Origin of the sequence: Campylobacter sp. RM16192 (genome assembly GCF_004803855.2) — a bacterium.
Classification (GTDB): Bacteria; Campylobacterota; Campylobacteria; order Campylobacterales; family Campylobacteraceae; genus Campylobacter_A.
In genome coordinates, this window is the sequence record NZ_CP012552.1 from 1,160,932 (window position 1) to 1,186,467 (window position 25,536).

Annotated in this window: 40 protein-coding genes; 17 read left to right on the plus strand and 23 right to left on the minus strand. The window is 37.6% G+C overall.

The window, feature by feature from the left end:
• Window positions 1-2 precede the first annotated feature (2 nt).
• Genes CDOMC_RS06040 through CDOMC_RS06050 form a run of 3 tightly spaced genes read right to left on the minus strand, consistent with a single transcriptional unit; the run spans window position 3 to window position 1,523 of the window.
• Entirely contained in the window at window positions 3-140 is a 138-nt protein-coding gene (locus tag CDOMC_RS06040; RefSeq protein ID WP_172128764.1) for a hypothetical protein, read from the minus strand.
• Window positions 133-516, minus strand: a complete 384-nt coding sequence (locus tag CDOMC_RS06045) for a hypothetical protein (protein WP_172128765.1) — start codon at window positions 514-516, stop codon at window positions 133-135. Before CDOMC_RS06045 ends, CDOMC_RS06040 begins: the two co-directional genes overlap by 8 nt.
• Entirely contained in the window at window positions 516-1,523 is a 1,008-nt protein-coding gene (locus tag CDOMC_RS06050) for an SU10 major capsid protein (RefSeq protein WP_172128766.1), read from the minus strand. Before CDOMC_RS06050 ends, CDOMC_RS06045 begins: the two co-directional genes overlap by 1 nt.
• A gap of 266 nt (window positions 1,524-1,789) precedes the next feature.
• On the opposite strand from CDOMC_RS06050, the gene CDOMC_RS06055 reads away from it, so the two are divergent.
• Both CDOMC_RS06055 and CDOMC_RS06060 read left to right on the plus strand, forming a co-directional pair.
• Complete coding sequence (locus CDOMC_RS06055) at window positions 1,790-2,068, plus strand: hypothetical protein (protein ID WP_172128767.1); 279 nt, start codon at window positions 1,790-1,792, stop codon at window positions 2,066-2,068.
• 15 nt (window positions 2,069-2,083) lie between these two features.
• Complete coding sequence (locus tag CDOMC_RS06060) at window positions 2,084-2,248, plus strand: hypothetical protein (protein WP_185768458.1); 165 nt, start codon at window positions 2,084-2,086, stop codon at window positions 2,246-2,248.
• Here the strand turns inward: CDOMC_RS06060 and CDOMC_RS06065 are convergent.
• Complete coding sequence (locus CDOMC_RS06065; protein ID WP_172128768.1) at window positions 2,241-2,456, minus strand: hypothetical protein; 216 nt, start codon at window positions 2,454-2,456, stop codon at window positions 2,241-2,243. The two genes, CDOMC_RS06060 and CDOMC_RS06065, sit on opposite strands and share 8 nt — an antisense overlap.
• A 146-nt stretch (window positions 2,457-2,602) precedes the next feature.
• Here CDOMC_RS06065 and CDOMC_RS06070 point away from each other — a divergent pair, with 146 nt between their 5' ends.
• On the plus strand, window positions 2,603-3,400 hold the full coding sequence (locus CDOMC_RS06070) for a Rha family transcriptional regulator (RefSeq protein ID WP_172128769.1): 798 nt from the start codon (window positions 2,603-2,605) through the stop codon (window positions 3,398-3,400).
• A gap of 20 nt (window positions 3,401-3,420) precedes the next feature.
• Here the strand turns inward: CDOMC_RS06070 and CDOMC_RS06075 are convergent, their stop codons facing one another.
• The gene (locus CDOMC_RS06075; RefSeq protein ID WP_172128770.1) at window positions 3,421-6,768 is read right to left on the minus strand and encodes a hypothetical protein; all 3,348 of its coding nucleotides are present in this window, start codon (window positions 6,766-6,768) and stop codon (window positions 3,421-3,423) included.
• A 10-nt stretch (window positions 6,769-6,778) separates the two neighbouring features.
• The gene (locus CDOMC_RS06080; RefSeq protein WP_172128771.1) at window positions 6,779-7,978 is read right to left on the minus strand and encodes a hypothetical protein; all 1,200 of its coding nucleotides are present in this window, start codon (window positions 7,976-7,978) and stop codon (window positions 6,779-6,781) included.
• 51 nt (window positions 7,979-8,029) lie between these two features.
• Between CDOMC_RS06080 and CDOMC_RS06085 the strand changes: the two genes are divergently transcribed.
• Entirely contained in the window at window positions 8,030-8,314 is a 285-nt protein-coding gene (locus CDOMC_RS06085) for a hypothetical protein (protein ID WP_172128772.1), read from the plus strand.
• 72 nt (window positions 8,315-8,386) lie between these two features.
• Here CDOMC_RS06085 and CDOMC_RS06090 read toward each other — a convergent pair whose 3' ends face one another.
• From CDOMC_RS06090 to CDOMC_RS06160, 15 genes are all read right to left on the minus strand, one after another.
• Window positions 8,387-8,740, minus strand: coding sequence for a hypothetical protein (locus CDOMC_RS06090; protein ID WP_172128773.1), 354 nt, complete (start codon window positions 8,738-8,740; stop codon window positions 8,387-8,389).
• A gap of 3 nt (window positions 8,741-8,743) precedes the next feature.
• A complete protein-coding gene (locus CDOMC_RS06095) occupies window positions 8,744-9,415 on the minus strand; it encodes an HIT family hydrolase (RefSeq protein ID WP_172128774.1) in 672 nt (223 codons plus the stop codon).
• A complete protein-coding gene (locus tag CDOMC_RS06100) occupies window positions 9,402-9,563 on the minus strand; it encodes a hypothetical protein (RefSeq protein WP_172128775.1) in 162 nt (53 codons plus the stop codon). Before CDOMC_RS06100 ends, CDOMC_RS06095 begins: the two co-directional genes overlap by 14 nt.
• 22 nt (window positions 9,564-9,585) lie before the next feature.
• Window positions 9,586-11,154 (minus strand): portal protein, encoded by a 1,569-nt coding sequence (locus CDOMC_RS06105; RefSeq protein ID WP_185768459.1) that lies wholly within the window; start codon window positions 11,152-11,154, stop codon window positions 9,586-9,588.
• Window positions 11,141-11,455: a resolvase gene (locus CDOMC_RS06110; protein WP_172128776.1), complete on the minus strand. Its 315-nt coding sequence runs from the start codon at window positions 11,453-11,455 to the stop codon at window positions 11,141-11,143. The genes CDOMC_RS06105 and CDOMC_RS06110 overlap by 14 nt, the downstream gene beginning before the upstream one ends.
• Window positions 11,433-12,734 (minus strand): terminase large subunit domain-containing protein, encoded by a 1,302-nt coding sequence (locus tag CDOMC_RS06115; RefSeq protein WP_172128777.1) that lies wholly within the window; start codon window positions 12,732-12,734, stop codon window positions 11,433-11,435. Before CDOMC_RS06115 ends, CDOMC_RS06110 begins: the two co-directional genes overlap by 23 nt.
• Window positions 12,727-13,257, minus strand: coding sequence for a hypothetical protein (locus CDOMC_RS06120; RefSeq protein ID WP_172128778.1), 531 nt, complete (start codon window positions 13,255-13,257; stop codon window positions 12,727-12,729). The genes CDOMC_RS06115 and CDOMC_RS06120 overlap by 8 nt, the downstream gene beginning before the upstream one ends.
• Window positions 13,258-13,644: a VRR-NUC domain-containing protein gene (locus tag CDOMC_RS06125; RefSeq protein WP_172128779.1), complete on the minus strand. Its 387-nt coding sequence runs from the start codon at window positions 13,642-13,644 to the stop codon at window positions 13,258-13,260. It lies immediately after the preceding gene.
• Window positions 13,641-13,847 (minus strand): hypothetical protein, encoded by a 207-nt coding sequence (locus CDOMC_RS06130; RefSeq protein WP_172128780.1) that lies wholly within the window; start codon window positions 13,845-13,847, stop codon window positions 13,641-13,643. The genes CDOMC_RS06125 and CDOMC_RS06130 overlap by 4 nt, the downstream gene beginning before the upstream one ends.
• Window positions 13,844-14,704: an RAD55 family ATPase gene (locus CDOMC_RS06135; RefSeq protein WP_172128781.1), complete on the minus strand. Its 861-nt coding sequence runs from the start codon at window positions 14,702-14,704 to the stop codon at window positions 13,844-13,846. The genes CDOMC_RS06130 and CDOMC_RS06135 overlap by 4 nt, the downstream gene beginning before the upstream one ends.
• The gene (locus tag CDOMC_RS06140; protein ID WP_172128782.1) at window positions 14,701-15,063 is read right to left on the minus strand and encodes a hypothetical protein; all 363 of its coding nucleotides are present in this window, start codon (window positions 15,061-15,063) and stop codon (window positions 14,701-14,703) included. Before CDOMC_RS06140 ends, CDOMC_RS06135 begins: the two co-directional genes overlap by 4 nt.
• Before the next feature lie 2 nt (window positions 15,064-15,065).
• Window positions 15,066-15,821, minus strand: coding sequence for a phage replisome organizer N-terminal domain-containing protein (locus CDOMC_RS06145; protein WP_172128783.1), 756 nt, complete (start codon window positions 15,819-15,821; stop codon window positions 15,066-15,068).
• A gap of 89 nt (window positions 15,822-15,910) precedes the next feature.
• Complete coding sequence (locus tag CDOMC_RS06150) at window positions 15,911-16,180, minus strand: hypothetical protein (protein ID WP_172128784.1); 270 nt, start codon at window positions 16,178-16,180, stop codon at window positions 15,911-15,913.
• A 99-nt stretch (window positions 16,181-16,279) separates the two neighbouring features.
• Entirely contained in the window at window positions 16,280-17,353 is a 1,074-nt protein-coding gene (locus CDOMC_RS06155; RefSeq protein ID WP_172128785.1) for a DNA cytosine methyltransferase, read from the minus strand.
• Window positions 17,354-17,491, minus strand: coding sequence for a hypothetical protein (locus CDOMC_RS06160; protein ID WP_172128786.1), 138 nt, complete (start codon window positions 17,489-17,491; stop codon window positions 17,354-17,356).
• 188 nt (window positions 17,492-17,679) lie between these two features.
• Between CDOMC_RS06160 and CDOMC_RS06165 the strand changes: the two genes are divergently transcribed.
• The 4 genes from CDOMC_RS06165 (at window position 17,680) to CDOMC_RS06180 (ending at window position 20,303) form a co-directional block, all read left to right on the plus strand.
• Entirely contained in the window at window positions 17,680-18,354 is a 675-nt protein-coding gene (locus CDOMC_RS06165; RefSeq protein ID WP_172128787.1) for an XRE family transcriptional regulator, read from the plus strand.
• 206 nt (window positions 18,355-18,560) lie between these two features.
• On the plus strand, window positions 18,561-19,016 hold the full coding sequence (locus CDOMC_RS06170) for a Panacea domain-containing protein (RefSeq protein WP_172128788.1): 456 nt from the start codon (window positions 18,561-18,563) through the stop codon (window positions 19,014-19,016).
• Window positions 19,013-19,924 (plus strand): hypothetical protein, encoded by a 912-nt coding sequence (locus tag CDOMC_RS06175; protein ID WP_172128789.1) that lies wholly within the window; start codon window positions 19,013-19,015, stop codon window positions 19,922-19,924. The genes CDOMC_RS06170 and CDOMC_RS06175 overlap by 4 nt, the downstream gene beginning before the upstream one ends.
• A complete protein-coding gene (locus CDOMC_RS06180; protein WP_172128790.1) occupies window positions 19,863-20,303 on the plus strand; it encodes a thermonuclease family protein in 441 nt (146 codons plus the stop codon). The genes CDOMC_RS06175 and CDOMC_RS06180 overlap by 62 nt, the downstream gene beginning before the upstream one ends.
• On the opposite strand, the gene CDOMC_RS06185 is transcribed toward CDOMC_RS06180, so the two are convergent.
• On the minus strand, window positions 20,300-20,593 hold the full coding sequence (locus tag CDOMC_RS06185; RefSeq protein WP_172128791.1) for a type II toxin-antitoxin system RelE/ParE family toxin: 294 nt from the start codon (window positions 20,591-20,593) through the stop codon (window positions 20,300-20,302). The genes CDOMC_RS06180 and CDOMC_RS06185 overlap by 4 nt on opposite strands.
• Window positions 20,590-20,841, minus strand: coding sequence for a hypothetical protein (locus CDOMC_RS06190; protein WP_172128792.1), 252 nt, complete (start codon window positions 20,839-20,841; stop codon window positions 20,590-20,592). The genes CDOMC_RS06185 and CDOMC_RS06190 overlap by 4 nt, the downstream gene beginning before the upstream one ends.
• A 409-nt stretch (window positions 20,842-21,250) precedes the next feature.
• On the opposite strand from CDOMC_RS06190, the gene CDOMC_RS06195 reads away from it, so the two are divergent.
• From CDOMC_RS06195 to CDOMC_RS06235, 9 genes are all read left to right on the plus strand, one after another.
• Complete coding sequence (locus CDOMC_RS06195) at window positions 21,251-21,442, plus strand: hypothetical protein (protein ID WP_172128793.1); 192 nt, start codon at window positions 21,251-21,253, stop codon at window positions 21,440-21,442.
• Between the two features lie 293 nt (window positions 21,443-21,735).
• Complete coding sequence (locus CDOMC_RS06200; RefSeq protein ID WP_172128794.1) at window positions 21,736-21,933, plus strand: hypothetical protein; 198 nt, start codon at window positions 21,736-21,738, stop codon at window positions 21,931-21,933.
• Window positions 21,884-22,309: a hypothetical protein gene (locus tag CDOMC_RS06205; RefSeq protein ID WP_172128795.1), complete on the plus strand. Its 426-nt coding sequence runs from the start codon at window positions 21,884-21,886 to the stop codon at window positions 22,307-22,309. The genes CDOMC_RS06200 and CDOMC_RS06205 overlap by 50 nt, the downstream gene beginning before the upstream one ends.
• 49 nt (window positions 22,310-22,358) lie before the next feature.
• A complete protein-coding gene (locus CDOMC_RS06210) occupies window positions 22,359-22,586 on the plus strand; it encodes a helix-turn-helix domain-containing protein (protein ID WP_172128796.1) in 228 nt (75 codons plus the stop codon).
• Between the two features lie 143 nt (window positions 22,587-22,729).
• A complete protein-coding gene (locus CDOMC_RS06215; RefSeq protein ID WP_172128797.1) occupies window positions 22,730-23,473 on the plus strand; it encodes a hypothetical protein in 744 nt (247 codons plus the stop codon).
• 3 nt (window positions 23,474-23,476) lie between these two features.
• On the plus strand, window positions 23,477-23,707 hold the full coding sequence (locus CDOMC_RS06220) for a hypothetical protein (RefSeq protein WP_172128798.1): 231 nt from the start codon (window positions 23,477-23,479) through the stop codon (window positions 23,705-23,707).
• Between the two features lie 90 nt (window positions 23,708-23,797).
• On the plus strand, window positions 23,798-24,403 hold the full coding sequence (locus CDOMC_RS06225) for an ERF family protein (protein ID WP_172128799.1): 606 nt from the start codon (window positions 23,798-23,800) through the stop codon (window positions 24,401-24,403).
• Entirely contained in the window at window positions 24,403-25,233 is an 831-nt protein-coding gene (locus tag CDOMC_RS06230) for a lambda-exonuclease family protein (protein ID WP_172128800.1), read from the plus strand. Before CDOMC_RS06225 ends, CDOMC_RS06230 begins: the two co-directional genes overlap by 1 nt.
• 32 nt (window positions 25,234-25,265) lie before the next feature.
• The gene (locus CDOMC_RS06235; RefSeq protein WP_218975669.1) at window positions 25,266-25,535 is read left to right on the plus strand and encodes a hypothetical protein; all 270 of its coding nucleotides are present in this window, start codon (window positions 25,266-25,268) and stop codon (window positions 25,533-25,535) included.
• Window position 25,536 lies beyond the last annotated feature (1 nt).

Consider the following 25,536-nt stretch of genomic DNA (forward strand, 5'->3'; position numbering starts at 1 on the left):
TTTTACCTCTTTAGCTCACTTTTTTCTATAGTTTTTTGCACGCTCTTGAAAAAATCAGATATTGTTTGAAACATTTTTAAAATATCAATTTTGCTTATTTTTTTCGCGTTTTCGGCAGCTTTTTCCATATCTCTATTCATAGTCGAAAACTCTCCCCTCGTTTGCGTTGAAATCAGCTATTGTTTCAAGCGATAGAGTGCGATAGAATGGGTCTTGATTGATTATGAACGCCACGTAATTGATGACAGCGTAGGTCAGGTCTTCATCTATCATCAAATGTTCGTTTTCCGACTTGAAATTCGGCTTGTCTGGGTAGCAGATGAAATGCCCCCCTTCCACAAGGCGATATACCCTATCCGTACTATCTGTGCTTCTCAAAAGTTCGCTAGGAACACATTTGTTCGACACATATAGAATCGCTTCAAAAAATAGCTCACTCAACATCTCATCAGGGGGAAGCTTAATGCCTCCCGCTGTTTTAAATGCTAGTATCTCCTTTGCATTTTTAACTAACATTATTTAGCCTTTAAGCCAACTCCGATAGCAAATGCATCTGCATTTCGCACCTCAAGGCATCCCTCAGTGTAGTATCTCTTTTGGATAGCTGTTTTTGATGTAGTTACGTCTTTTAGCTCTGTTGGAACCAAAAGTCCGTTTTTCATATACTCAAAGTCGCCAGCTATCAAACAGTCACCTAAGCCGTATTGTGGGCTTAAAAATCTATGTAGTCTAAAATTGACCTTTCCAAAGTCTGTATCAAGACTAACAACGCTTGAATTTATAGCTTTTTCGTTTCCGAATTGTCTTTGAGCAAATTTATTAATAGCAGGCTTTAGGGCTGCCCCTAAAAACACATCTTTAGGTTTTGCACCACTATCCCAAATTTGCTGTAAGATTTGCGCCAAGACTTCCTCTGTTAATAGTGTCGCAGCGCCCTCCCAATTTTTACTGGCGTCAAAAGCCATAACGTTACCTCTCATGCCGATAGCTCCGTTTGTATCAAAAGAAGCTTTGCCTTTTGCTAAGAAGTGGAATATGCCCGCCATCTCGCCTGCTGCACCATCTGTTCTTACTTTTGGAGCTTCAAAAACCGACTTCTTGGCATTTGTCGGCGCCGAGCCTCTGCCAAGACCAAAAAGGGCATATTCCATATCAAGTTTATGCTCTTTTGCTCTCTTTGCCGTTTCTCTTTCAAGCTCTTTACCACCATAAGTAGCTACCGCCTGCATTGAGCGAGAAACACTTACGTTTGATGTGAAAATTTGCACTGCGTTTGAAGTCTTTTGAAGTGTAGATTTTCTAGTGTCTTCAAAGTCGCTAATCTCAAGCTGTGCGTTTTTCTTTGGGGCTGCCAGTGTATCTGTTAGCCAACTGTGTTCGATACCTTTAACCATTGAAGTGCCTATTAAACTAAGAATAGGTGTCTCGTCTGCTCCGATTAAAAGTATCTTTTCGTAAATCGAGGGTTTTAGCCCCTCTCTTTTGGTTGCGGGGCTTTGATAGCCCGTAGTAGTGATTGCCATGTGCTCCTCCTATTGCGATTTTTAGAGGATTTTCGCGCAAAGCTAAGTTCCAAATCTACCTACTTTTGGGACTAATCAAAGTATAAAGTTTGGTTGTGGTAGAATTTTGATTATTGTTGTGAAAAGGAGAGGATATGAAAAAAATATTAGCGTTGTTGTGCCTTGTTAGCATAGTGTTTGCGGGGGATCATTTTTTTAATCCAGCCCCACTAGAAGCCCCAAATTTTCAGTTACCAAAAAACTATTTTAATTTTAATACCCCCAAGATGTCAGATGATGAATATAGACAAAGAAAAAACACCTATGATGATGACTGGAGTAGCAGTACTGAAGAAAGAAGCTATTATTACAACGTAGAGGGGTTTAATACTTTAAATGGAGAAATAGTAATAGACGGTCTTATTCAAACTCGTGGCAGAACAGGGGTCGGAACAATAATGGGCACAAACGGCAACTTAAAAGCAGTAGAGGTTATGTGGACAAACAAAGGGGTTGTTGAGGCTATTGACGTAGAGGGGAATATTTACGAGCTATACACAAGATAGCAAAAAGGAGTTATTATGGTTTGGATTTATAGAGTGTTTGTGTGTGTTATGCTTGTAATGATTTATTTTAGGCTAGATAATGCTGAAAAAGCAATTACCTACGAAATAAACGACACATTAGAGTATGTATATAAACATATTGACAAAAGAGCGGATGATATAGAAAGTTTAATTAAATAATTTCAGAATACTTCTTAATTATCGTAAGTATCTCATCTAAATTTTTGCCCTTTTCGTAGTGATACAGAAAGGGCTCAACCCAGTAAGGAGTTTCATCTTTTTGCTTCCAATTCATAAGCGTTTGATATGGCATGCCTACTAGCTCTACAAATTCTTTTTTGCTTAACCCCAATTCATCTATTTTTTTTTCAAAGTCTGTATTTTTCATTTGTAGTCTTTTAATTAAAATAATTAGAATATTACTATATTTTAACTAAAATAATTATAAAGCTATTGACAATTTAATTAAAATAAGATAAAATTACAATACAAAATAACTATTTTAGTTAATTCACCACAAGCAAAGGATCAAACATGTGCAACTTAGTTGTTATCAACGAAGTAGAAGTAGAGTTGGAGGTGGTAGCCGACCAAGCTTATACCACCTCTTTAAGTGTCGCTAGTGTATTTAACAAAAGACACGACCACATTATAGCGAAAATAAGGGAATTGCCACAAGATGATTTTACTGCCCCAAATTTTCGGGTGAGTGAATACAAAGACAAATCAGGTCGCAAACTTCCAATGTATCAAATCACAAAAGACGGGTTAGTCTTACTTGCTATGGGCTTCACAGGCGAAAAGGCTTACAAATTCAAAGTTGAGTATATAAAAGCTTTCAACGCTATGGCGGAAGAGATAAAAAGGCTCAAATTTGAAAAATACATCAATGAAGTAGCAAATCTTAACGCTTGCTTGATTGATAAAGCGAAAAGACACCAAAGAGAGATAGCGGGGTATAAAGGGCAGATTACGCAACATAATACTTTGATAACTTCTTTGCGTAAAGACTTGGCATTAGCTAGAGCCAATCCTCAAGCTTCCCAAGATTTACAAAGAGCCTATGACAGGCTAAAAAGAGATTGGGACGGACTAGCTAAAGACTGGAACGGACTAACAAGCGAGTATATGGCAGTATGCAAAGAAAGAAATGAGCTTAAAAAAGAGATCGACAAACGCAAATATAATCAAGACAAAATTACAGAAACAATCCTAGCTCTTGACAAGATACAAAAACACTTAGACCCTGTATATACTGCCCTTGGTGCCGTTATGGCTTACGCTAGTGATAATGATCGTTTCTTTATGGAAAGGAATGAGATATTAAGATGACAATAGCCCCTTAATCGGGGCTATACTAATTCTTTCTTAATCTGATTAACAATTTCTGTCTTTCTTTTCCAAGAAGTCTTTGGATTTAAAAGCTCTTTTTTTAGTTTTTCAACTCTTTGAGCTTTTAGCTTATTCCTTAAAAAGCTCTCTTTGACACTTGGGTAGGCTTTGATAAATTTCTTGTCAAGGTCGGTTAGGTTTAACTCCTCCGTGTCTGACAATGCACCTGCTCCTACGGCTCCGCCGACTGCCAAGTGTCCCTTTTTGTCGTCTGAGCTTCCAATGTCCGGGTTTTTAAATTTCATAGGCTCTTTAAAATTCCTATCAGAATAAAAGGTTATAATATCATTATCCGGCAAGTGGGCTAGACCGTTGTTGTCAGGCTTGCCGGTGTTTTTATTGCTAATTACAGCCCTAAAATTCACACCATATTCACTCCACTCATAAAGATGTCGCCCTTTATTATCGGCAAAAGGTTTTTTATGTTTTGCTAGAAATTCACGTATTTTCCTCCCTAGATTTACGACCTCTTGAGTGCTTACATACCCCTCTTTATTCGGGTCAGTCCCGTGCCTTATTTCTATATGCTTTGCTCCCATTTTACGACTTCCACGGTGAAGCTGAATTGCCCTATCTAGTGCATCTAAATCATAACTAATAGCCGAACTTACTTTGCCGTTAATCATAACATTGTATATGCCTCGTTTTTCTTTGTTTTCGTTTTTTTGAGTTTTAGTATTTTGAGTTTTAGTATTTTGAGTTTTAGTATTTTGAGTTTTTAACTCCCCCTCTTTCGACATTGTGAAATTATCGCCTTTGACGAATTCAGGCTCTTTTGGCTTTATTGCGGTTTGTTTTGAGTTTTCGGGTGCTACGCTACTCCATCGCATGCCTTTTGCGCTATGCAGGGCTTCTTTTTGCCTCTCTTTTATCACATCTTGTAGTCCTTTAACAAAGCCATCAGTTATCTCGTCACTAGCACCACTAGCTTTAACGGCTTTTTCAAAGGCTTCCAAAGTATGCTCTACTTTAAGGGCTTTTAATCCCTCTCGTAGATGATATTCAAAGGCGCTGTCGTTTCCTATCTTGCCGATATATTTAAATATTGACTGTTTAAGCCTATTCATAAGCACTGAACGCAAAACACCCTCTACTTTTTGAGCTATGCCTGCTCTTGGTCTTATCGGGTCGATAAACTCTTTTTCAAGGTTTCTAAAGATAACTGCAAAATCGCCTCTAGCATTTGCCAAATTTATCATGGCCTCTTTTATCTCTTGCGCTTCCGGGCTTCTTAGCTGTATTTTTTCCAAATCCTCTTTTAGTCCTATTCCGTCTATTAATTCAGTCTGTTTCAATTTGCCACGTTTTGCTATTTGAGACTGAAACAATGACGACAACAGATCTGTTTCAAATTTTGCCAACTCTTTTTTGTTAAGCTCTTTTGTAAAGGCTTTAAGTATGTCGCCTTGAGCTTTCTCAGCGCTAAAAATTGCATCCAAAACCTCTTTTGTGCTTGCATTGCCGTCTATTGTTGTTTTAAAGAGCGGATTGTCTTGTAATGCTTTCATGGCCGAATATTTGGCTAGAGTATTTTTGTAATATTCCTTTGTAGGCGTTCCACTTATAAGATTGTCAATCGCATTGTCTATAACCCTACCAACAGACGACGTGTCAATTATCGTATTGTAGGCCGGGTTTTTATTGAAAATCTTTTGAGCGTATTCGTTAAAATCAACTTTTAGCGCCCTCAAATCTTGAAACGTCATAGGTGTATTTTTGAGACCATCCAAAACATCTAGTAGTTGAGCCGCCTCTGGAGTTTTTGCATCGAATTTATTAAGCCCTCTAATCATAGCCTGCTTTGCTTCGTCTATTGCGTTGCTATCTAAGGTTGATGTTTTGCCTCCTAAAAATTCCCCAATATCCTCTTCCATTTTCTTGAAGTCATCGCCAACTCTTGCATAGTAACTTTTGATAGTTTGCCCTAAATCGCCCTTGCCGGCATCAGGCAAAATTTCCCTGATAGCATTAACATCCGATTGAGCTAATTCAGCTAAATTTTGAGCCGCTTTACCTGTAGTATCGCCCCTTAAAGCATTGATTACTCTGCCTGTGGCTTTACTATCAGCTAAGGATAAATCGACAATTTCTTTTTGAATATCATTAACACCTTTTGCATTGTTTATAAAATCTGATACTTTGTCTAGTTTTAGCTTATCAGCTGTTCCCGCAAGATGTTTTCTCATAAAATTTACAGGCTTATTTAATACTTGTATATCCGTAAAATTATTGTTATCGACTTTATAGCCGCCAACTTTTTGGGAGTTTTGCAACATCAAGTCTGCTTCGTCGCCAGCTATTGTTTGCATCACTTTTTTAGCACCACCAACATTAGCACTTGGCACACCTTTAAGAGTGTCTTTCATAACTCCTAAAATACCAAAATCGCTTGCTTTGCCAGCTAAATCAAGAGCTTTGCCACCATATTTAGCAGTAAAATCAATAGTAGGTTTAGCTACTTTAGCTCCAGCTCCGACCAAAGCTCCAGCCGCTAAATCATCAACCGCAGCTTCACCCATACGCATTAAAAGGGCTTGTGTATCTATATTTTCGCCTAAATTTTCAGCTCTATTGGCATAATCAACACCTGCGCCACCTGCACTTCCTAGCGCACTACCAGCTATTTTTAGAGGTATTCCTCCAGGCAAAAATGCACCTATAGTAGCACCCACTATCTCGCCCTTATTAGCACTGATTTGATTTGTAAAGTTTGGGGTTACATCGGTTACTAAAGGCTTTCCATTGTCGCCTGTTTTACCAAAATAAATCTTTCCATCACGGACAATAGCACCCAGATCAAACCCTCTCTCTTGTGCTAGCTTCTCGTAAGTGTCGGCTAGCCTTTCGTTATTAGCCTGCTTACTTTCATCGCTTTGCACAATGCTCTTTATTAAGCCTTGAGTGTTTTGTGCCCTTGCTATGTCACTTCGCGCCTTATCCTCTGTGCTTGCTCCTGTGCCGTAGTCGCCAAATATACTATCCTCCCAAACGGAAGAAGCAGTGCGCTTAATGTCGTTTCCTAAGCGTTTTGCTTCATATACAAGCCCATCCAAAAAACTCTCGTCTTTTTTTTGTGGCTCTTGCCATGCAGGAGCTTTTGGTGCAGATGGATATGGTGTTATCGAATTACTAGTTTTAGAAAATTTATCACTTAATTTAATGCCTTGTAGCTTGTCCTCATCAATATCAATACTAAGTCCGCCATTTTCATTTTTAAAAACATTTTGCCCGCTAGCTCTTAGTCTTATTGGTTGCCTGTCCTTATACCCTATTGTTATTTCATCTTGTCCGTTAAAATCAAACCTCATATTAACCCTTTCAATTTAAATAAATGATGCCGTATTCATCAGCTTGTCCGTATGGGTCATCATTGTTTTGTTTGGATTGTGTTTTTTTCTTCTCTAAAAACATATTTGCTATGTCATTTTCTGGGCTGACGTTTTGCAAGTTGTTGAAAAGCATCCCTGCGCCAAAATTACTATTTATGCGCTCTTTGCCATAAAGGATTTTTTCTAGCTTCGATGGGTCAACTGCCAAGCTTCTGACCTGCTCCAACATTTCATCAGCGCCTCTATACCCCTGCTCTTTTGCCTGAATGGCAGTTTGATACATTTCGCTTAAAATTTGGTTGCGTCTTGATACTATTTCAGCAGCTGCAGTGTCTGCACCCAACAAGCCAGGAGTTAGCCTTTCCCCCATATTCTCATAGTTGAATTTTCCTTGCCCTTTTTGATTGTCTGCATAAGCCCCTTGATACGTACTAAGTGCAGCTCTGTAGTTTCTGCTACTTTCGCTAAGATTAGGGTTGTGGTAAGCAATCGTGTCCCATCCACCACCAAGAGTTGATATACCATCGCCACCACCAGCACTATTTGCTGCATAAACCAATCTATCCAGCGCAGCAAGTTCGTTTAAGCCCTTATTAAAAGAACTTTGAGTTTTTGCTATTGCGTTCTTAAGAGCAGTCGTCTCGCCGCTTTCTTTCCCTGCCGCTTCCCTATTCTTAATGGCTTGTGGGCTTAAATAGGCATTTCGATATGCTCTAAATTGAAATGGCGACCAATTTTGAGACTCTTGAGGGTATTGCCCTCCAAGCATTGTGAATAGTTGGTCTTGCTCTAAGTCTTGTTGATAAGCTTTTTGGTCGGCTATTCTTTGTCTTTCGGCAACTTCATTTTGTCTTTGAATTGTGCTGTCTCTTTTTGCTCTTGCAGCCTCTTTTTTTTGCCATTCCCAAAAATTTCTCTGATCGACTCTAAAATCATTAGTGGCTTGCAGACTTTTTTCACGCAATTCTAAATCTTTATTATGATAGTTGATTGTCTCATTTAACTTGTTTTGATTGATCCCCTCATTCGCCAAATTACTCCTCTTTGCCTCATCAATCTTCATCTGATTTTGGTTTTTTGTTACATTGTCTTTGTAAATATCCCAAAGGGAGCGCCCAACCTCTCCAACTGCATCAATCATATTTGTGTTGTAGTTAAAATCTACCCTGTTTGGATTAAAATATGCCATTATCGCTCCTCTTTTTTGTAAATGTGATATACTTTCATAAAGGATTTGTTTATGAAATATTTTCTTTCTATTGCATTGTGTTTATATCTGACTGGCTGTGCTGCGCATGAGCAAGAAGACTTTTTAAGAACATCACTAAACACTCTTGACCGTGACTTCTCAGGCGAAAACAACGCACAAAACGGCTTAATTGCTGGAAGTATTCTTTTGGGCATAAATTTGCTAAGTGATGCTGCTGATTTTATTGCAAAAAAAGTTAATAGCAGTGACGATGAGGCTGTTAATGTAGATTTAAATACAACAACAAGCACAGACCATAATGCAACACTTCCATAAGCCATTATTTAAGCCCCCATTGTTGTTTGATAGCTTCCATTCTACCTCTAGCGTAAGTAATGTTTTCTATCATCACTGCTCCTCTTCACGGCTCTTTTGGAAGTTTGAAGCGTTCCAAGCATTAATTAAATTTTGATTAGCTCGGTTTTCTCTGTCAATCTGCCTCTTTGATAGCATTTTGTTAAAGTCAAACGCCTCTTTTTGATATTTAAGTGCTTTATTTGCTATTTTTTGTTTTTGATAACCATCATAAATCGCCCCTGCCGTGCCTAAAGCCGACAAGATATTAGGCGTGCCTGCTTTATCGCTTCCACCTAACCAATTAAGAGCCGAATTACTAGCACTTTTTAATCTATCCATAAAAGTAGGTTGGTAAGATGGCGCCCCCATAAGACCTAATGATTTTCCTACACTGTAAAAGTCCATTTCTTACTCCTTATACATCATCCCCACGCTTTTAAGAAGCTCTGCACCTAATTCAATATCGCTCACTTCTTCGCCTCTTTTTTGACGCTCAAATGCGCCTACATCATTCCCTGTCCTGTTGTTGCCGATTATCTCATCGGGCCTCTCGTTAGATTTGGCAAGATTAATCATAGCGGTAGCTACGGCTTTCCAGCCCAAATAATCCTCACTTAGTAGTGGCAAAAAGCCGTTTTTCTCGGCAAACTCCCCAAGCTCCTCAAGTTTTATGGTGGGAAAATCTTTTTTAAACTCAACAGAATTCTTATCAAAAACCTCTTGTTGTCTTTTTGCTTCAAGTTGTGCCTCCTGTGCCTCTTGAAAAGCCTTTAGTTGTTCTTGTATTTGCCCGATGTTTCCTATACCCAAGCTATCTAAAAACGCTTGTTGTTCAGGTGGCAAGTTAGGCTTTTGCGCTTCCTGCTCCGCTTTTGCTTGCTCTGCCTTTTGAGCCTCTACACTTCGCATAGCGTCAGCCATTAATGCCTTTAGCTTTTCCGCATCAAAAGGATTTTCATTAGCAGGCTCTTTGGTTTCAGGTTGCGTCTGCTCTACTTGTGGCTCTATCGGTGTTTCCTTGACTTCCTCCTCGCCGTTTATCTCATTTACTAGTGATAGTATTGCCTCATTCTCTGTCATCTTGTTCCTCCTTATAGTCGTCTAAATAATTTAAAAAGTCCTCGATCAGCTTTAGCCTATCAAGAGCCCTTAGCCTCTGCTCGTCAGTGTTTGTTTTGTTTTCGCAAATTTCCATACTCTCTGTGTAATGCGCTGCCACATATCCCATAAAGTCCTTAAAAGGCTTTTTCTCACATAAACCCTGTAGGGATTGGTTGCTCTGCAACTTGTCCCATAGATGGGATAGCAGGCTCAATCTGATTGAATTTAGCATTCAATTCACTCTCCTTTCCAATAAAATCATCAGGATTTTTAATTCCATAAAGCGGTAATAACTCTAGTAAGATTTTTTCATTAGCTATTTTCATCCTCTCTGCGCCTTGTTGATCACCAGTTTGCAAACAAAGACCAAATTGCGCGCCTATGATTTGGCTTGCATCCATTAGGCTTTGTTTTTGCACCTCTTTGTTTAAAGCCCCAATTCCTGTATTTAAATTTACGTGAAAGCTCGGCACTTCGCCACGATTAAACCCTGCAAAAAATATCGGGTCGCCATACTTCCAAACCAGAAAAGCTATACGCTCAAATAACGGCTCAAAAAAAGTTTCGTTGTAAGTTCTTATGTAGCCTTGTAGCCTTACGCTTCCCTCGTTAGCCATTATTGAAGCCATAGTCGCAGTTTCTCGTCTAGTAGTAGCAGCTCCATTTTGTTGAGGGCTTACACCGCTTACCTCACTCATTTCGTTTTCGATGTTTTGTAAGGCTGCCATAGCTCCGCCAATATCGCCAGTTGGCAACACTTGCACCGCCGTAGGATTATCAACATAAACAGGCGAGCCTACTCTCTCTAAATCGCTTCTTGAAACGTTGGCGGTCTTATTCATAAGGATTTTTGGTGCTGTTTGTTGTCTGATTACATCCGTCATTGAATTGCGAGTAACGTTTAATTCATCTTGTAGTGGTATCATAGAAGCTAATGCAGGCTCGCCATAAGCACAAACATAGGTTTCTTCTTTGGTACTTCTAACTTGTGGGAGCATATAGCCATAAACAAACGGGTTGCCGTCTTTTAACGCCACACCATCCCTTAAAATAGTTGTTTCGTAAATAGTGCTAACTTGCCATTTGCCTTTTAAGAGTTCATAAACTTCGTATAATTCAATTCTTTCGTAAGGCTTTTTGTCACTTAGAAGCTTATAATCGGCTTTGAATATCCTTTTGTCAATTAGTTCTTTTATGTCCTCTGCGGTAAGATAAATTTTGTGTGCTATGAAGCGAATATCGCTTAAATTTCTTGCGTTAGGGTCAAAATAAATGTCATTTATGTCTATCTCGTCTATCGCTAAGTTATTATTTTGCCAATAGACCTTGACGATGCTCGAAGCTACAAACGAGGACTTTAAAAAGATAGGTGCAAAAATCTTATATAAATTTACTTGCTCACAATAATGGTCTATTGCGCTTTGCCATTTGTCTATCACGTCATTGGTTGAGTTTATATAAGGCTCTAATTTGGCAAAAGTATCATTATTAAAGTATGTTTCGGTTAATCCGTCATAAATTCTCTTGGCTTTAGCGTTTAACTTCGGTATGTAGTTTTTGCTTTTGTTTCTATCTTTTAGGCTTTTAAGCTGCTCCGGCTCTAGTAATAGCAAATAAGCATCGTTAAGCTTGTCAAATATTTTTTTGTAGTGTTCATATCCGCTCTTGGCTTGGCTAATTAGCTCTTGCAGATATGTGCCACGATCATCTTTGTTCATTTTTCTTCCTTATCCGATAAAAGGTTGTTTTCCCTATGCCTGTCAGCTCTCGCACCCTATCCATACATACGCCTTGGCTGATTAAGGCTTCGGCTATTTTGATTTTATGTTGCTTGGTTGGTACCATTTTGAGCCCTCCCACCAATTCGCAAATCAAAGCCGATACTGTTATTTTGATAGCTTCATCATTCAAGGTCGCAAGTCGCCTAACAAGCATTGGGTCTATTCGCTCATAAATATAATCGATTTGTTGTCCCAAATCTACCCTATTTTGGGAATTACCAGCCTGAGTTTGTTTCATAGTCCCTCTCTACTTCACGCACAAAAGCAGGGTTGATAATATCAAAAAACGTCAAGGCTAAAGCATCGGCATAGTCAGGTGACACACCATAGTTTTTTTTGATTGTTTCTTTTGGGATAATCAAATACCGCTCTTTGTTGTCGTAGCTAAACTCAATCATTTGAAGTTGTTTTTTGATTTTTTCATTTGCGTCCATTGAGAGCAGATGAAACTTGTTTTTAAGTGTGAAAAACATTTCGGCTCTTTTGTTAGCATACTGCCTTTCGTCTGCAGCTTTGAAACTTGCCTTTGCTTCTCTGACTACGCTTCTAAGTCCTAAATCACAAAGCAGATCATAAACTCCTGCACCGACCCCTATTGTGTCGATAAATATCGCAATCGGTTTGATTTCTGCTCGCTCATATCTGCCGTATATTTCTCTTGCAAGCTCTGTAGTGCTTTGTATTCTAAAACCATCAAAGCTCTTGACGCGATAACCCTCACGAATACATAATACGCTTTCATCATCGCCATCTCTTGCCACATCAAGCCCCCAAATCCCAAAAGCGGATGGGTTGTATTGCCATTCTAAACTAAAAGAATTTTCGATAATCGATAGAGGAAATAGTGAGTTTGTTGTAGTGTCTAAAAACTCCCCATAAATTTCTTGTCTGACTACATCTGAACCAATACCGCCAAGCTCATCAATCATTTTGTCGATTTCCTCTCTTTTTAGCAGAGGGTTATCGTAACTGCTAAATTGATAGTTAATCCATTCCTTATCGTCCTTCATCCCGCGACTTGCAAGCTCATAAAATTTATTTTTGCCTTTTGGCACGCCTCCTATAAAAGCTCTTGAGTTTGGATTGTCTAGTAGCATAGGTCTTATAGCATTATCCCAGAGGTAAGGGTCTTTTAAAATAATACCTGCCTCGTTTAAAATAACGATGTCATACCCAAACCCCTCAATGTTTTCAGGTCTTTCGGCTGATCTCATATCAAGCCAAGCGGTATTAATATTAAGTTGTTTATCTTGGGCGTTAAAGCTCCACATCTCTTTTGGGAGCTGCTTGAGTTCGGGTCTAAAATATCTCTCGTAATATCTTTTTAGGTTTGAATTGATAGTATCCACCCAAAGGATTTTTTTATCCTCCAAAAGCCACTCAATGCAGGCATTAGCAATACCTTTGGTAAAACCAAACCTGCGCCCTTTTTCTATCGTGGTAAATCTCTTTTGATTAACGAAAAATACTTCTCTTTGCTGTGGAGTGTAGGAAAGCTTTAAATTTATATCACTCACTCTTTAGCTCCTTGCGTTCTATGACTATCTTTGTGGATTGCTGAGCGTTTGTATTCGTGATTTGAGTTGTAGGCGCTTTCGTAACTACGCCCAACGTTTCGCCACCTTTGTGAATTGCTTCTTGTAAATTTTTTAAATCAAGAGGGTTTAGTTCTACAGGCTCAAAAATTTGTGTGCCGTCGCCAATATTCACTTTGTCCATCTTGGTGTTTTTGTCTATCATTTCAGTGGCTCTTTTTATTAGCTTGTGAGTAGCATTGAATATAAGCCCCCGATTAAAAGCTTCATCTTTTGCAGCGCTCAAAATACTGCTCATTTCTACTTCCGATTTTTCATTTTGAGCCGACAATAACGATATTTGAGCTTCGACCAAATGCTCATTTTCTGGTGTTAAGCCTTTAAGTAAATTAGCCACAGATCCATTTGAAATATTATATTTTTTAGCTAGCTCTCTTTGGCTAAATTTGCCCGTGTGAAAATCAGCCAAAATTTTTTCTTTTGCTTCGTCTGTTATCCTTGCCATCTATTTCAACTCACTCATTACAAAATCTATCGCTTCGCCTGAGCCGTAGCAAACCCTCGCGGAACCCTCATCAAGCATATTTAAAAACTCTATCCACTCTTTTTGTTCCAGGCTTACTTTGCTTACTTTCTTGTCGGCACGTTTCATCTCGACATATAAAATTCTGTGAGGTAGAAATATCATCAGATCAGGAAAGCCTGCATAAGTGCCGAGAGCTTTTAGTTTCTTTTTGTATTGCACGCTTGCCATTCTTTCATTTGCCACGTGTATATGTCTTATGCGTTGAACTCTTAGCCATTTGACAAAAGCCTTTTGCTCTTGCTCTTCGTATGGTATTTGCCCTATAGCTTGCATGTGAGCTACCGTATTTTCGTAGTTTGGTATCACAATAAACTTCCTTGCTTGCTATTTAAATTCGCTTCCTTGATTTTCTTGTTGAGTTTCTTTAGCTGGTTATTTAATAGTCCTACTTCATATTCTTTGACTAGCATTGTGCTTTGCGCCTTTTGTCCGTCAGGGTTATAAAAACTCACTTCGTATTGATAGCCGTTGATTTTCTTTAGCCTAATTTCGTCTAGTTCTTTGATCATGCTATTTCCTCACTAAACTCTACGACATCATCTGCCCCGTGTTCTTTCTTTAGAAAATTTGGTATCGTGGTTTTCCATTTCTTGCCACTATCTGTTAGTCTGTCTTTGGCACAATAAAGAACTCTAGTGTCTTCTTTGTCATCGTATTTCAAGTAAAAAATCATATCGCTATCATAGACTTGGTCGTTACCGCCCTTTAGGCTAAGTCTGCCACTCTTTAGGTCGGCTTCGTTCATTTGGTTGATTAGCATTATAATTACGCCAGTTTCTCTGCATATTCTGCTTAGTGTGGCAGATATAAACACGTTTTTTACATAATCATCCATCTTCTCTTTCGTTTGAATTTTCATACGGCTATCGATAGCAACAAACTTTACGCCTTGCTTGATTAACTCTTTTATTCTGCGTTCTATCACGTCAAGATATGGTTCGTCTTGGATTAGGAATAGATTCCGCCTAAAGCTTGTTTTTGAAAATCTAAGCTTGCGATATAAGACCTTTTCGTACATCTCGTAGCTAAAAAATGCCACTTTGTCGTTTTCGCCTAGTTTTTGAAGTAGCTCTAGCACAAAGGTTGTTTTCCCTGCAAAGCTTTCGCCTGCTACGTTGATAAAGCTACCCTCTGCCAATCCTGCTCCTCCCAGCTTTTCATCTAGCCAATAAAGCCCTGTAGGGATAAATTTTAAAGGTGGTGTGGCATCTAGTCTTTTAAAACAGCCCTCAAGGGTTTCAAACTCGTCTTTTTTGTTAAAGTTTGTTAGCTTGTCAAGGTGTGACCCCAAAAGTGTTATGGTTTCTTTTAGTGCGTCTTGCAACTCTTCGGGTGTTCTGCAATGTGAAAAATCAAGCCCTTTCATACTAAGCCTTTTTGGATGTTTTGGATGGATATAATTGCCTCTATTTCTTTGATTACCGATTGATAACTACCGGCTCTTAAAAGTGTATTTGTGGCTAAAATCTGGCACATCTCCTCATGCAAGGTTTTGTCCTCATAAGTCTTAGCTATTAAAAAAGCTCTTATCGTCTCGTAGTTTTGCCCTGCGACTAAGTTCTTGTTTATAAACTCCGCTATGCGAATTCTTATGCCGCTAAAGAGATTTACATCAAGCCCATCTTTAGCTTCGTAATAAATCTCGCTATTTTCTTTTAGGCATTGACAAAATAAAGCGCTTGCTAAAACATGACGCTCTAAGCAAATTTTTTCACCCATTCTCATATCTATCTCCATTCGTAGTCATCTTCGTAGTTTTTTTCTGTTTGTTGTTTAGGTGGCTTAAAAGCTTCTTGATTTCTGCTCCAATTTCTCATAGTGGCTTGCCAATCTTTCATAGGCGATCTGCCTATCATCCAGCCTTTAGCTTCATAGTAGTCATAAAAGCTTTCACAATCTACGTTTAATTTTTTTTCTTGCTTGTAAGAAATTAAATCTTCTAGTGTAGGTTTTATGAATTTCTTTTTAGGGGTTAATTTCTCATCAGAATTTTTTTCTTCGCAAATTTCAATTTGCGGATTTTCTTTTTTATATATTTTTTCTTTACTCTTATCTCTTATCTCTGTCGTCACGTTTTCGTCACAGCTTGTCACATTAGCGTCACATGTGACGTTTTCTATTTCTTTTCTCTTAGCTCTTAATCTTCTCATTCTCTCGGTGCTATCGGCTTCGGAACCTATTAGTGTTAAAACTTGTCTTAAAGAAAACTTATTCTCAAACTGTTCCATTAAGCCTTGTGATGTAAGAAAATTTAATACAACTTTTATGTTAGTTTCATCCTCGTCAATTATCAAACTTAACTCGGCTTCAAATGTCGGCTCTATGCCCTCATAAGTTAAAATTCCATCCGTTTCAAGCGATAAAAGCATAAGCTCAAGATAAATCAACGTGTAGGTATCTCCACCAGCTATACGTCTTAATTTTTTAATTCTCGGGTCTTTAAAGAAGTCTTTTTGTAGTTTTAACCAGTAGTATTTTTTCATCACTCACCCCCTGAATTTAAAATATGAAATAATCTCAAAAATCAAATAGCCTATTAAAAAGCAAGTTATAAATATTGTGAAGTTAGGCATTAGGCTACCCTCTCAACAGCTTTTAAAACTTGCGTGTCTTTATTCGAATATTTGTCTTTTTTAACTCCACAAACTCTCAAATAACCCTCTCCTAAAAGCTCATTAACACGACCGCAGATGCCACACTCTTTTAAGTGATACCAGCGTGCTATCTCTTGCCTAGTAGCTCCGTTTGGATGTTGTTTAAACAGCTCGTAAATTTCTTTACGTTTGCCACTTAAAAAAGGCTTTATTTCTCGGTATGCTTTTCTTGATGTTTCAGCTATCATTTTGTACCTCTTGTTATATTCACTCTAAAAGCTCCTTTTGGCAAAATAGAAGTCCTCACAAAAATTCACCGAAAGGAGCCGTTACAATGAATTTGACATTCATACAAGCCCTTTAACGGCAGATGAAACCTGCCTAACTATCATCTCGACCACATTAACGCTCATAGCATTACCCGCCTGCTTATATGCTTGTGTATCGCTTACAACTATTTTAAAGCTATCTGGAAATCCTTGAAGCCTGAAACACTCTCTAGGCGTTAGTTTTCGTATGCAAAAATCTTGTGTTTTTTCTAGTATTTTTGGCGTTCTTTGCCCGCCTTGTGATGTCGTAAGCGTAGGAGATAATCCGCTATCCGCATAAACTCTTTTGTTACTATCATTGCCTTTTATATCAAGAACGCCCACAACTTTTATTTTAATTTCGTTTGCGCATACAAAATTATCCGTCCTTCTACTTCCTGCGGTAGACATTATGCAATTAGCCGTATCTTTGCGGTTTTTAACCGTAAAGCTTCCTTGAAAGCCGTTATCCTTTTTCTTAAAGCCTTGAATGGTTTTTTCGCTTAACACATATTTATGATCCGTGTTAGTTTCAAGCATATCGCCCAAATTTAGCCTCAATGGCTGTTTCGGTGCGTAAGCAAACGCGTAATACGCCTTGTTATCTAAAAAGCCGGTTATATAAATTCTCTCTCTGTTTTGAGGGATGCCGTAGTTTTTAGTATTAACCACTTCGGCATGGCAAGAGTAACCCAAATTTCTAAAAACTTCCAAAAACTCTTTTAAGGTTCTACCGCCTCTATCGCTTAGCATTCCTTTTACGTTTTCATAAATAAATACCTTAGGCATACACTCGCTTATAATTCGGTAGTATTGCCAAATCAAAGAGCCTCGCTTACCGCTTATGCCTTGTCTAAGTCCTGCAATGCTAAAGTCTTGACAAGGGCTGCCGCCTATTAAAATATCAACTTTACCTAGATAGGGTTTTGCGTCAAGATCGTTAATGTCTTGATAAAAATTAGCCTCGTCTATCTCGTGATTGGCTAAGTAGCTTTGTCGTGCAAATTTATCTATCTCACAAGCGAATACTGTTTTAAAGCCTCCTGCTCCATAGATGTTTTTTACTGCAAACTCGGGAGCGCCTATGCCGCTAAAGATGGTTGCAACTTTCATCTACTCTCCTTTGAGTTTTTGCTGCTCTTCAAGCCATTTTCTAATGTTTCTCCACGCCTCCACAGGAATTCCATCATTATCTTGAATGAGATATTTTTTTTCATCTGATGGACGCTTTTTGCTGTTCTTTGCAAGCAAATGCTTAGTCCAACTTTTGCTAAAGTATTTCCATAAAATTAACTGTAATTCTTTATAAGTCATGGCATAAGTGTATATTAAGAACACTTAAAAAGATATTAAAAAGTGTTTTTATAGAACATATTTTTTTAGAGCTGTTTTGTTATAATAGTGCTTGCATAGAACACTTTTTACAAAAGGAGCTAACTATGGCTAAGATTTTTAACTACAAAAGACTCAAGGAGCTAATGAGGGAAAAGAAGATTCAACAAAAACATATTATGTTTTATTTGGCAGAGAAAGGGGTCATATACTCCGATGATGGCATTAAAAATTGGTTCAGAACCGATGAAACTCAAAGAAGAGATCCTGAAATGAACACAATAAAACTTCTTGCAGAATTTTTTATGGTTAGCATAGATGAGCTAATAATAGGTTCTTGGGCTGAAAACATCTTTCCTTTACGACAAATACCGATAGTCGGCTCTGCTAGTTGTGGCATACCCGAAAATAATGCTCTCCAAGAAGCAAATAAATATACTTATTGTAATGAGCAAGACTGGAATGAAGAAGTGTATGCGGTTATTGCCAATGGTGATAGTATGGCGCCAACTATTGAAGAAGGCGATGAAGTGATGTGTGATCCTAGAGCAGAAATATTAGATGGCGATATAGTTCATTATGAGATAAACGGTGAGTGTGCAATAAAAACATACAAAATAGATTCAAAAAATAAAAAAATATTATTTATACCAATAAACAAAAGCTTTAAAACCAAAGAATTTGATGAGAATACAAATATCAGAATGGTAAAAGTAATGGATGTTAGAAAATCACTCAAAAATAACAGAAAAGAAAGATTGAGAGCATTGGGCTTTAAATAGCTAGCTACTCCATATTCAAAGAGGATTCAGGGAATTTATAGAACATTTTGCTGAAATTTGGTAAAATTTCAATATAAAACAGTAAATTTTTGATACAATTTCAAAATTTTTATAATTTATTTCTTTATAATGAGTGTTTTTTGGACACAAAATGTCTCAAAAAATTTAATATAGTTTTATTAATTTTTATCGAAAGGAGCAAAAAAATGAAAGCGATGGATGTGGCAGCACGCATTATAAACCGTTGTATTGATATGAATAATCCTATTAGTAATTTAAAGCTCCAAAAGATTTTATATTTTATCAATATGCACTACCTTGTTAATAGGCAAAAACACCTAATAGATGGGGAGCTTTTTGAAGCGTGGCAGTATGGACCAGTCATAGAGGAGGTTTATAACAAATATGCTGTTTTTGTGGCTAACCCAATAAAAGTGAGGGATATTAGGGCAAACATCGAGCATTTCCCACAAGATGACGCTAATATGCTTTATAATTTTATAGACAAGGCAGCCAATGTTCCATCTTGGCAATTAGTCGAATTTAGTCACGCTAGAGGCGGCGCCTGGGATAGAGTGTATAGAGATGGGGTGGGGGCTCACGAGATAATCCCTAATGTGTTTATTGAAGAGGAAGCACGTAGCATTAGAGAGAGGCAATGAATAACTCTGATAAAGGAATAGACCTCTCTCGTTTTCTAGCTGAAAACAACGAACAAATCAAAACTTCAGTACACACCAGCGACGAGCACTCTGAAGAAACAAGCTTTAAATACTTCTTAATTAAAGCCTCACAATATATATTCAAAGAAAGCGAATACGACACTGTTGTTAAAGAGTTAGAAAAAATATATCAAGAGAATAAAAGACATCAATATTCAGAGATTACTGCATACCTAACAACACAAAGTCGCACAAAAAGAGAGTGCCTAGACACTATAGCTGAAAATATAAGACATATATACGAAAGCAAAAGCTTAAAAAACTATAATGGCGACTGCGATTATTTAAAAGACAATATTTTTAAACTACTAGACCATATATCATTGGAACGAATAAGACTAAATGATATTCTTGATTTTAAAGGGGATTTTGAACGCGCCGAAAAGAATATTAATAGATTTGAACAGAGAATAAATAGTACGAAAGGGGAAATCAACAAGACCAATAAAGAGTTGAAAGCAGCCCAAACTAACTACATAACCATACTTGGTATTTTTGCTGCTATTATTCTCGCTTTTGTGTCAGGTCTTGCGTTTTCATCATCGGTCTTACAAAATATAGACAAGCCAAACACGTTTAGGCTTGTATCTATTATATGCTTCTTGGGTATTTTTATAATAAATATCCTAAACTTACTATTTAACCTTATTCGAGAAATTCATTTTGGGCAAAAACCACAAAATGGATGTTGCTCTAAAATATGGCTATTTAATATTATTATGGTTTTAATCGCTACAATATGCCTTATCAAGTCTTTTAACTACGATGAAAGAGTGAGAGTAGCAAGTGAAAGCAATTCTACTATTAACGTTAATACTGCCAACATTAGCTTTAGCCCTCTCAGGTAAAGTCATCAAAGTATCAGACGGCGATACGATCACAATACTTCAAAACAAACAGCAAATTAAAGTAAGACTATTTGGCATTGACGCACCCGAAAAGAAACAAGCTTACGGCGAAAAATCACGCAAATTCTTAGCAAATTTAATCGCAGGGCAAATCATAGAAGTTAGAGAAAAAGGCAAAGACAAATATAAGCGTGTTTTAGGTGTAGTCTTTCATAAAGGACAAGATATAAACGCCCAGATGGTATCAAACGGCTATGCTTGGGCTTTCATTAAATACTCAAAAGACTATGTAAAGCACCAAGAATACGCAGTGTCAAAGAAATTTGGACTGTGGGCTGATAAAGAGCCTGTTGCCCCGTGGGAGTGGAGGAAGCGTTAAATTTGAAGTGTTTTAAACGTATTTTCTTTAAATACGCCGAGCACGGCAATAGTGTCGTTTTGCTTATCGACAAGATACGGGATAACGTAACCGTTAAATATAAAATCACGGATATTTTCATCATCAAAGCTTAACGACTGCCTGAATTTATAAGGCATAAAGCCCAATTCGTAAATCTTGCCATAAAGCTCATCATGAAATTTTACCGCTCTATTCAAGCTATCCTTAGCGATAAATTCTAAGATACTATCAAGCGCAGTTAAAAACTCTTGCCTAAAGATAATTTTCATACGTCCGCGCCTAGTCTTCTTAGGGTATCTTCGCCGTGTTTTTTAGCTTCATCAAAGCCTTGAAATTTAGAAATATCGCCGCTTTTATAATCATTGACCGCCGTTTCAAGCTCAACTCTTATCTGATCTTGTGTTCTTTCATCTTCCCAGTCCTCGCTTTTTTCTATCTGCAAATTCGGCATTATGGATTTAAAGCTTTCCAAGATAGGCAAAAATGAGCTATCTACGTTTTTAAGTATTACCTGCATAGGTACGCTCCTTAGTCTAGGTTAATTAAATTATATCATTTAAAGTTAAAAATCTGTTTCGGTAGGACTAATAAATAAAAAGTTAATGAAATTATAGCAGAAAACAAAAAACATAAAAAGTGTTTTTATTAAACACTTTTTTAAGTGGTTTTTAAGTGTTCTTAATATACACTTTCACTATCCAAACAAAGGAGACCCACTCCTAGCCTACGTAAGGCAAAAGCTACGGGAAGCGTCAGTATGTAGGCGATAAATACATATTCGGTTTAAGCCCTGATAGCGCACGTTCAGGGGTAGAAAAATCCGTGCAATTACCCATACAAAAGCCTTTATGTTCTGCTTTATGGTGAAGCTAATTCGTGATCTGCATAAAGGCTTCTTTATGGGTAAATCAAACAAAGGATAAACAATGAAAACATGCTGGATAATTGCAGGCTTTAAAGACAAAGATAGCGAAGACTATCAGGCTTTGGCTGTTTTTACAAACGAGGAACAAGCAAAGCAATATTTAGAATTAGCCATAAAAAACGGCTTTGCAGAGTTTTACGAAGTCAATCATTTTGACATCAGAATAGCAGAATTTATAGGAGTTGAAAAATGAAATTCCTAAAACTACTACTAGGCTTTAAAGCCAAAAAATACATTATTTCAAATATTAGATTTCTAAGTCTAAAAGCTTAGTGGATTAATTTTAATACACAAAAACGCTTGTGTATTAAAAATCTCAAAAAAAATATACACAAAACAGGCGATAGATAGCCAAAGGCTAGTCTATTTTTATTTAGCGAATATTTGATAAAACTATGAATAAAGATACATTAAACTATACTTTAAGTAATTTTTTAAGAGTTTTTAGTGTATCATTATGTGCTAAAACTACAAAAGGATACAAAAATGGGAGAAAAAATCATCGCCTTTGCGACTGGCGTTGTTAAAGCTTACGACCTTTTTGGCTCTTTTGATAGAGATGAAAAAAAACAAATTACTATACAAAGTGGTTTTGAAAACGTAGGTGAAGCTTTTAAAAAGGTTATAAGCGAAGATGTCAAGCAAGATACAAAAAAGCAAGACAAACAAACCGCCTGCGCATAATAAAGACGAACAAAGCCCTACACTACATCAGAAGCAACAGCTTGTGGCTATGCATAAAGGCTATCAAGGACCAATTCCTTCGCCTGAATTTATGCAAAGCTACGCAGAAATTGACCCTAGCTTCCCCGATAGAATTTTCAAGCTAACGGAAGATAATATGCAGCACCAATACAGGCACCAAAATAAAATGGATGTTTTGCAATTTTTGGGCTGGTTTAGTGCCACAACTATTACCCTTACGGCTATGGGGCTTGGAGCATATCTGCTTATGAATGACAAGGATTTGGCAGGCTTCTCTTTCCTTGTAGGTTCTGCACTGCCGAGCTTGGTGATATACTTCACAAATAAAACAAGACAAGCAAATAACGGAAAATAACCGCTACTACAAAAACTTCTTTTTTTTTAAATTTAACAAAGGAAACAAAATGACAGATAAAGAAAACATAGTTAAACGCGTATGCGCCGAACTCAAAATAACGCAAAGAGAGCTGGCGGAGAGGATGGATATACCTGAAAGCACAATAGCTAGATGGAAAAGCGGAGATATACCAAGATTAGCAGAGCTTTATCTGAACGCCTTACTCGAAAATGTGTCGTTAAAAGAAAAACTAGAAGCTATAAAGAAAGCCCACGAAATCGTATCTAAGTTATAGCGTGTTGAAAATATAAACACGCTATCTTACCATTTTTGAAAGTATAATTTATATAATTTTTCAAAAACGAATAAAAACTCTTGACAAACTTTCATAAATAATATACAATTCACTTAAATATTTTCAATAATGAAAGGTTTAAGATGAATTCTTTGTTTTCACAACCGACACAAGTTGAAATTTTAAATTTCCAAACTTTTACTAATGAATATGTTGCAAATCGTTATGGAATTAGCGAGGCAACCATTAGAAGCCACAAAAAACTACACGCTGACGAGCTAGTCGAAAATATCCACTTTATTACCGAAACAAACAAATTCGGCACAAATGAGATTAAATGGACACTTCGAGGCATTATTAAACTTGGTATGTTTATCCGCAGTCCGCAAGCTAAATCATTCAGGCTATGGGCAGAGCAAGAGCTTGAAAAGTCAATACTTGCCGAACTTAAAACCGCTAAAGAAACCAAAGAACGAAATTTAAGGCTTATTGATGAAAATAACGCATTAAATTTAGAGCTTATAAACAAAACAAAACGCCATAAAAGAGAGATAGCCACATATAAAGGCAAGCTCACTATGGCAAAAAATCAACTAAGAGCATACGAATTTAAAGCCACCACTTTTCCCGAAACAGAAAAGCTACAACAGGAGCTAAAAAATGCTAAAGCTAGCGCGCATAACTACAAACTTGATATGGAGTTTTATATGAGAAAGTATAGAGAGCTTAAAAAACAAAACGAGGAGCTGGAAAGCAAATCCGTTAAAGCTCTTGACGCGATACAAAGGCAAATGGAGCATATTTTTACGGCGATAGGTGCGGTAAAAAGCTTTATAAATGACGGCGATGAATATTTTATGAAAGAAAAAGGATTATTGAAAGGATAACCAATGAGTCACATGGACAGAGTTGATTACGACTTAATGAAATACAACAAAACGCAAGCTAGGGCAGACGCTAAGTTTGAAGAGTTTAAAGTAAAAGCAGATGAGATAGTCGGGGATATGGTTTTTTATCTCGGACAGCTCAAGAGCGATTATGAAGAATATGTATCTTACGATGACTTAGACGACTACGTAAGAGATAGCGTGATAGAAGAGTTTAATTTAAGGAGGCAGTAATGAGCTGGCTAGAGTTTCAAGCCCTATGGATAAGCAGGGGCTACATAGTAACGGGCAATAGGTTTAATTTTAGGATAGAGAGGGTAAAAAATGATAAGCACACTAAGTAAAATACAATGTGAGCTAAAAGCTCCAAGAGGGCAGTTTAATAAGTTTGGCGGTTATGCTTATAGATCATGTGAGGATATTTTAGAAGCCTTAAAAACCTTACTAGAAAAATATGAAGCAGTAGTGACGGTAAGCGATGAGATAGTCAATATCGGCAATCGGTTTTATGTAAAAGCTACCGCCACAATAAAGACTAAAGACGGCGAAACAAGCGTAACGGCTTATGCAAGAGAAGCCGACACCAAGAAAGGGATGGATGAGGCGCAGATTACGGGTGCGGCAAGCTCTTACGCTAGGAAATACGCCCTAAACGGACTTTTTGCCATAGATGATACAAAAGACGCAGACGCCACTAATACACACGATAAAGACGAGCCTAAACAAGAAGTCAAGCAACCTAACACAAACAAACGCCCAGAGCTAACGATAGAGCAGCTTAACGACCTTAGCGGACTAATAGAGGCTACCAATACCAATATGGGCGAGTTTTTGAGCTACTTTAAGGCTTATGAGCTTAGATTTGTGCCTTATGATAAGGCTAAGGGTATGCTGCTTAAAAAACTAGACGGAATGAAAAAGGCAGGATGATGATAATACGACTAGAACAAGATAGCCCTGAATGGCTAGAGTATAGAAAGACTAAATTTAACGCTAGTGAGGCGGGCGATGTTATGGGTGTGGGGTTTAATAAGCCCTACCAACTAGCCCAAATTAAATATCAAGGCAAGCAAGTTTATCAAAATGAAGCTATGAGGCAAGGTAAGGAATACGAGGGGCAAATAAGGGATTACGTTAATCAAAAATATAACCTTAGCTTGTCGCCCGTGGTTATCTGCTCCGATAGAGATAGCAGATTTAGTGCGAGTTTAGATGGATACGACATATTCACGGACGCTTTTTGCGAGATTAAATTCTCAAGAAACGAATATGAATACTTCAAAGAACACGGCAAGCCTAGCGAGAAATACTTTTGGCAAATACAACATCAATTCTACGTAAGTGAAGCCAAAAAATGCTTATATGCGGTCGGCTTTATCGGCGATATGTTTGAGATTGAAGTCGAGGTCATAGAGGTAGAGCGTGACGATAAGGCTATCAAAAAACTAATAAAAGCTTGGAATGAGTTTGAAGCCACATATAAAAACAATGATCTTGATAATGAGTGGCTAGAGTTGAGCGATGAGTTGGTTGAAGCTATGGAGCGCAAACGAGAGCTAGAGGACAAAATCGAGCAACTAAAAGCAAGAGTATTAGAAAAGGCGGGCGAAGTAGAGATGAAAGCTTATGGGCTAACTATCTATAAAACCGAACGCAAGCCAAGCTATGACTATAAGTCTTACTGCGAACATAGCGGAGCAATAATCCCTGATGAATACTTAAAGGCTGGCTCTGTAAGCTGGGGTGTTAGAGTGTGTTAATCTCTAGTCAATTTAACCGCTTTATGCACGGTGTGGTATTAGCCGAAATCCACAAGCTAAGGTATCTTGCAATAAGAGAGCGAAATGTGGTTATTAAGCCCTTTTATTTATCCGATGAGATGCTAAAGCTGATATTAAAACACCTTGATTTTGACTACCCGCGCCAAAAAGACGGAACGCCACTAAGCTATACAAAGCTTAGAGAGGTGGATTTCTTAAGCCATATCGCTTTTTTAGAAACGATAATGGCTGAAAATGGCTACGAGCCAAAATATCTACAAGAACTTCAAAAAGGATATTAAG

Excerpts from the sequence above, each read along its gene's own strand:
- CDOMC_RS06040 (WP_172128764.1), bottom strand. The coding sequence starts at position 140 with ATGAATAGAGATATGGAAAAAGCTGCCGAAAACGCGAAAAAAATAAGC.
- CDOMC_RS06045 (WP_172128765.1), bottom strand. The coding sequence starts at position 516 with ATGTTAGTTAAAAATGCAAAGGAGATACTAGCATTTAAAACAGCGGGA.
- CDOMC_RS06050 (WP_172128766.1), bottom strand. The coding sequence starts at position 1,523 with ATGGCAATCACTACTACGGGCTATCAAAGCCCCGCAACCAAAAGAGAG.
- CDOMC_RS06055 (WP_172128767.1), top strand. The coding sequence starts at position 1,790 with ATGTCAGATGATGAATATAGACAAAGAAAAAACACCTATGATGATGAC.
- CDOMC_RS06060 (WP_185768458.1), top strand. The coding sequence starts at position 2,084 with ATGGTTTGGATTTATAGAGTGTTTGTGTGTGTTATGCTTGTAATGATT.
- CDOMC_RS06065 (WP_172128768.1), bottom strand. The coding sequence starts at position 2,456 with ATGAAAAATACAGACTTTGAAAAAAAAATAGATGAATTGGGGTTAAGC.
- CDOMC_RS06070 (WP_172128769.1), top strand. The coding sequence starts at position 2,603 with ATGTGCAACTTAGTTGTTATCAACGAAGTAGAAGTAGAGTTGGAGGTG.
- CDOMC_RS06075 (WP_172128770.1), bottom strand. The coding sequence starts at position 6,768 with ATGAGGTTTGATTTTAACGGACAAGATGAAATAACAATAGGGTATAAG.
- CDOMC_RS06080 (WP_172128771.1), bottom strand. The coding sequence starts at position 7,978 with ATGGCATATTTTAATCCAAACAGGGTAGATTTTAACTACAACACAAAT.
- CDOMC_RS06085 (WP_172128772.1), top strand. The coding sequence starts at position 8,030 with ATGAAATATTTTCTTTCTATTGCATTGTGTTTATATCTGACTGGCTGT.
- CDOMC_RS06090 (WP_172128773.1), bottom strand. The coding sequence starts at position 8,740 with ATGGACTTTTACAGTGTAGGAAAATCATTAGGTCTTATGGGGGCGCCA.
- CDOMC_RS06095 (WP_172128774.1), bottom strand. The coding sequence starts at position 9,415 with ATGACAGAGAATGAGGCAATACTATCACTAGTAAATGAGATAAACGGC.
- CDOMC_RS06100 (WP_172128775.1), bottom strand. The coding sequence starts at position 9,563 with ATGGGATATGTGGCAGCGCATTACACAGAGAGTATGGAAATTTGCGAA.
- CDOMC_RS06105 (WP_185768459.1), bottom strand. The coding sequence starts at position 11,154 with ATGAACAAAGATGATCGTGGCACATATCTGCAAGAGCTAATTAGCCAA.
- CDOMC_RS06110 (WP_172128776.1), bottom strand. The coding sequence starts at position 11,455 with ATGAAACAAACTCAGGCTGGTAATTCCCAAAATAGGGTAGATTTGGGA.
- CDOMC_RS06120 (WP_172128778.1), bottom strand. The coding sequence starts at position 13,257 with ATGGCAAGGATAACAGACGAAGCAAAAGAAAAAATTTTGGCTGATTTT.
- CDOMC_RS06130 (WP_172128780.1), bottom strand. The coding sequence starts at position 13,847 with ATGATCAAAGAACTAGACGAAATTAGGCTAAAGAAAATCAACGGCTAT.
- CDOMC_RS06135 (WP_172128781.1), bottom strand. The coding sequence starts at position 14,704 with ATGAAAGGGCTTGATTTTTCACATTGCAGAACACCCGAAGAGTTGCAA.
- CDOMC_RS06140 (WP_172128782.1), bottom strand. The coding sequence starts at position 15,063 with ATGAGAATGGGTGAAAAAATTTGCTTAGAGCGTCATGTTTTAGCAAGC.
- CDOMC_RS06145 (WP_172128783.1), bottom strand. The coding sequence starts at position 15,821 with ATGAAAAAATACTACTGGTTAAAACTACAAAAAGACTTCTTTAAAGAC.
- CDOMC_RS06150 (WP_172128784.1), bottom strand. The coding sequence starts at position 16,180 with ATGATAGCTGAAACATCAAGAAAAGCATACCGAGAAATAAAGCCTTTT.
- CDOMC_RS06155 (WP_172128785.1), bottom strand. The coding sequence starts at position 17,353 with ATGAAAGTTGCAACCATCTTTAGCGGCATAGGCGCTCCCGAGTTTGCA.
- CDOMC_RS06165 (WP_172128787.1), top strand. The coding sequence starts at position 17,680 with ATGGCTAAGATTTTTAACTACAAAAGACTCAAGGAGCTAATGAGGGAA.
- CDOMC_RS06170 (WP_172128788.1), top strand. The coding sequence starts at position 18,561 with ATGAAAGCGATGGATGTGGCAGCACGCATTATAAACCGTTGTATTGAT.
- CDOMC_RS06175 (WP_172128789.1), top strand. The coding sequence starts at position 19,013 with ATGAATAACTCTGATAAAGGAATAGACCTCTCTCGTTTTCTAGCTGAA.
- CDOMC_RS06185 (WP_172128791.1), bottom strand. The coding sequence starts at position 20,593 with ATGAAAATTATCTTTAGGCAAGAGTTTTTAACTGCGCTTGATAGTATC.
- CDOMC_RS06190 (WP_172128792.1), bottom strand. The coding sequence starts at position 20,841 with ATGCAGGTAATACTTAAAAACGTAGATAGCTCATTTTTGCCTATCTTG.
- CDOMC_RS06195 (WP_172128793.1), top strand. The coding sequence starts at position 21,251 with ATGAAAACATGCTGGATAATTGCAGGCTTTAAAGACAAAGATAGCGAA.
- CDOMC_RS06200 (WP_172128794.1), top strand. The coding sequence starts at position 21,736 with ATGGGAGAAAAAATCATCGCCTTTGCGACTGGCGTTGTTAAAGCTTAC.
- CDOMC_RS06205 (WP_172128795.1), top strand. The coding sequence starts at position 21,884 with ATGTCAAGCAAGATACAAAAAAGCAAGACAAACAAACCGCCTGCGCAT.
- CDOMC_RS06210 (WP_172128796.1), top strand. The coding sequence starts at position 22,359 with ATGACAGATAAAGAAAACATAGTTAAACGCGTATGCGCCGAACTCAAA.
- CDOMC_RS06215 (WP_172128797.1), top strand. The coding sequence starts at position 22,730 with ATGAATTCTTTGTTTTCACAACCGACACAAGTTGAAATTTTAAATTTC.
- CDOMC_RS06220 (WP_172128798.1), top strand. The coding sequence starts at position 23,477 with ATGAGTCACATGGACAGAGTTGATTACGACTTAATGAAATACAACAAA.
- CDOMC_RS06225 (WP_172128799.1), top strand. The coding sequence starts at position 23,798 with ATGATAAGCACACTAAGTAAAATACAATGTGAGCTAAAAGCTCCAAGA.
- CDOMC_RS06230 (WP_172128800.1), top strand. The coding sequence starts at position 24,403 with ATGATAATACGACTAGAACAAGATAGCCCTGAATGGCTAGAGTATAGA.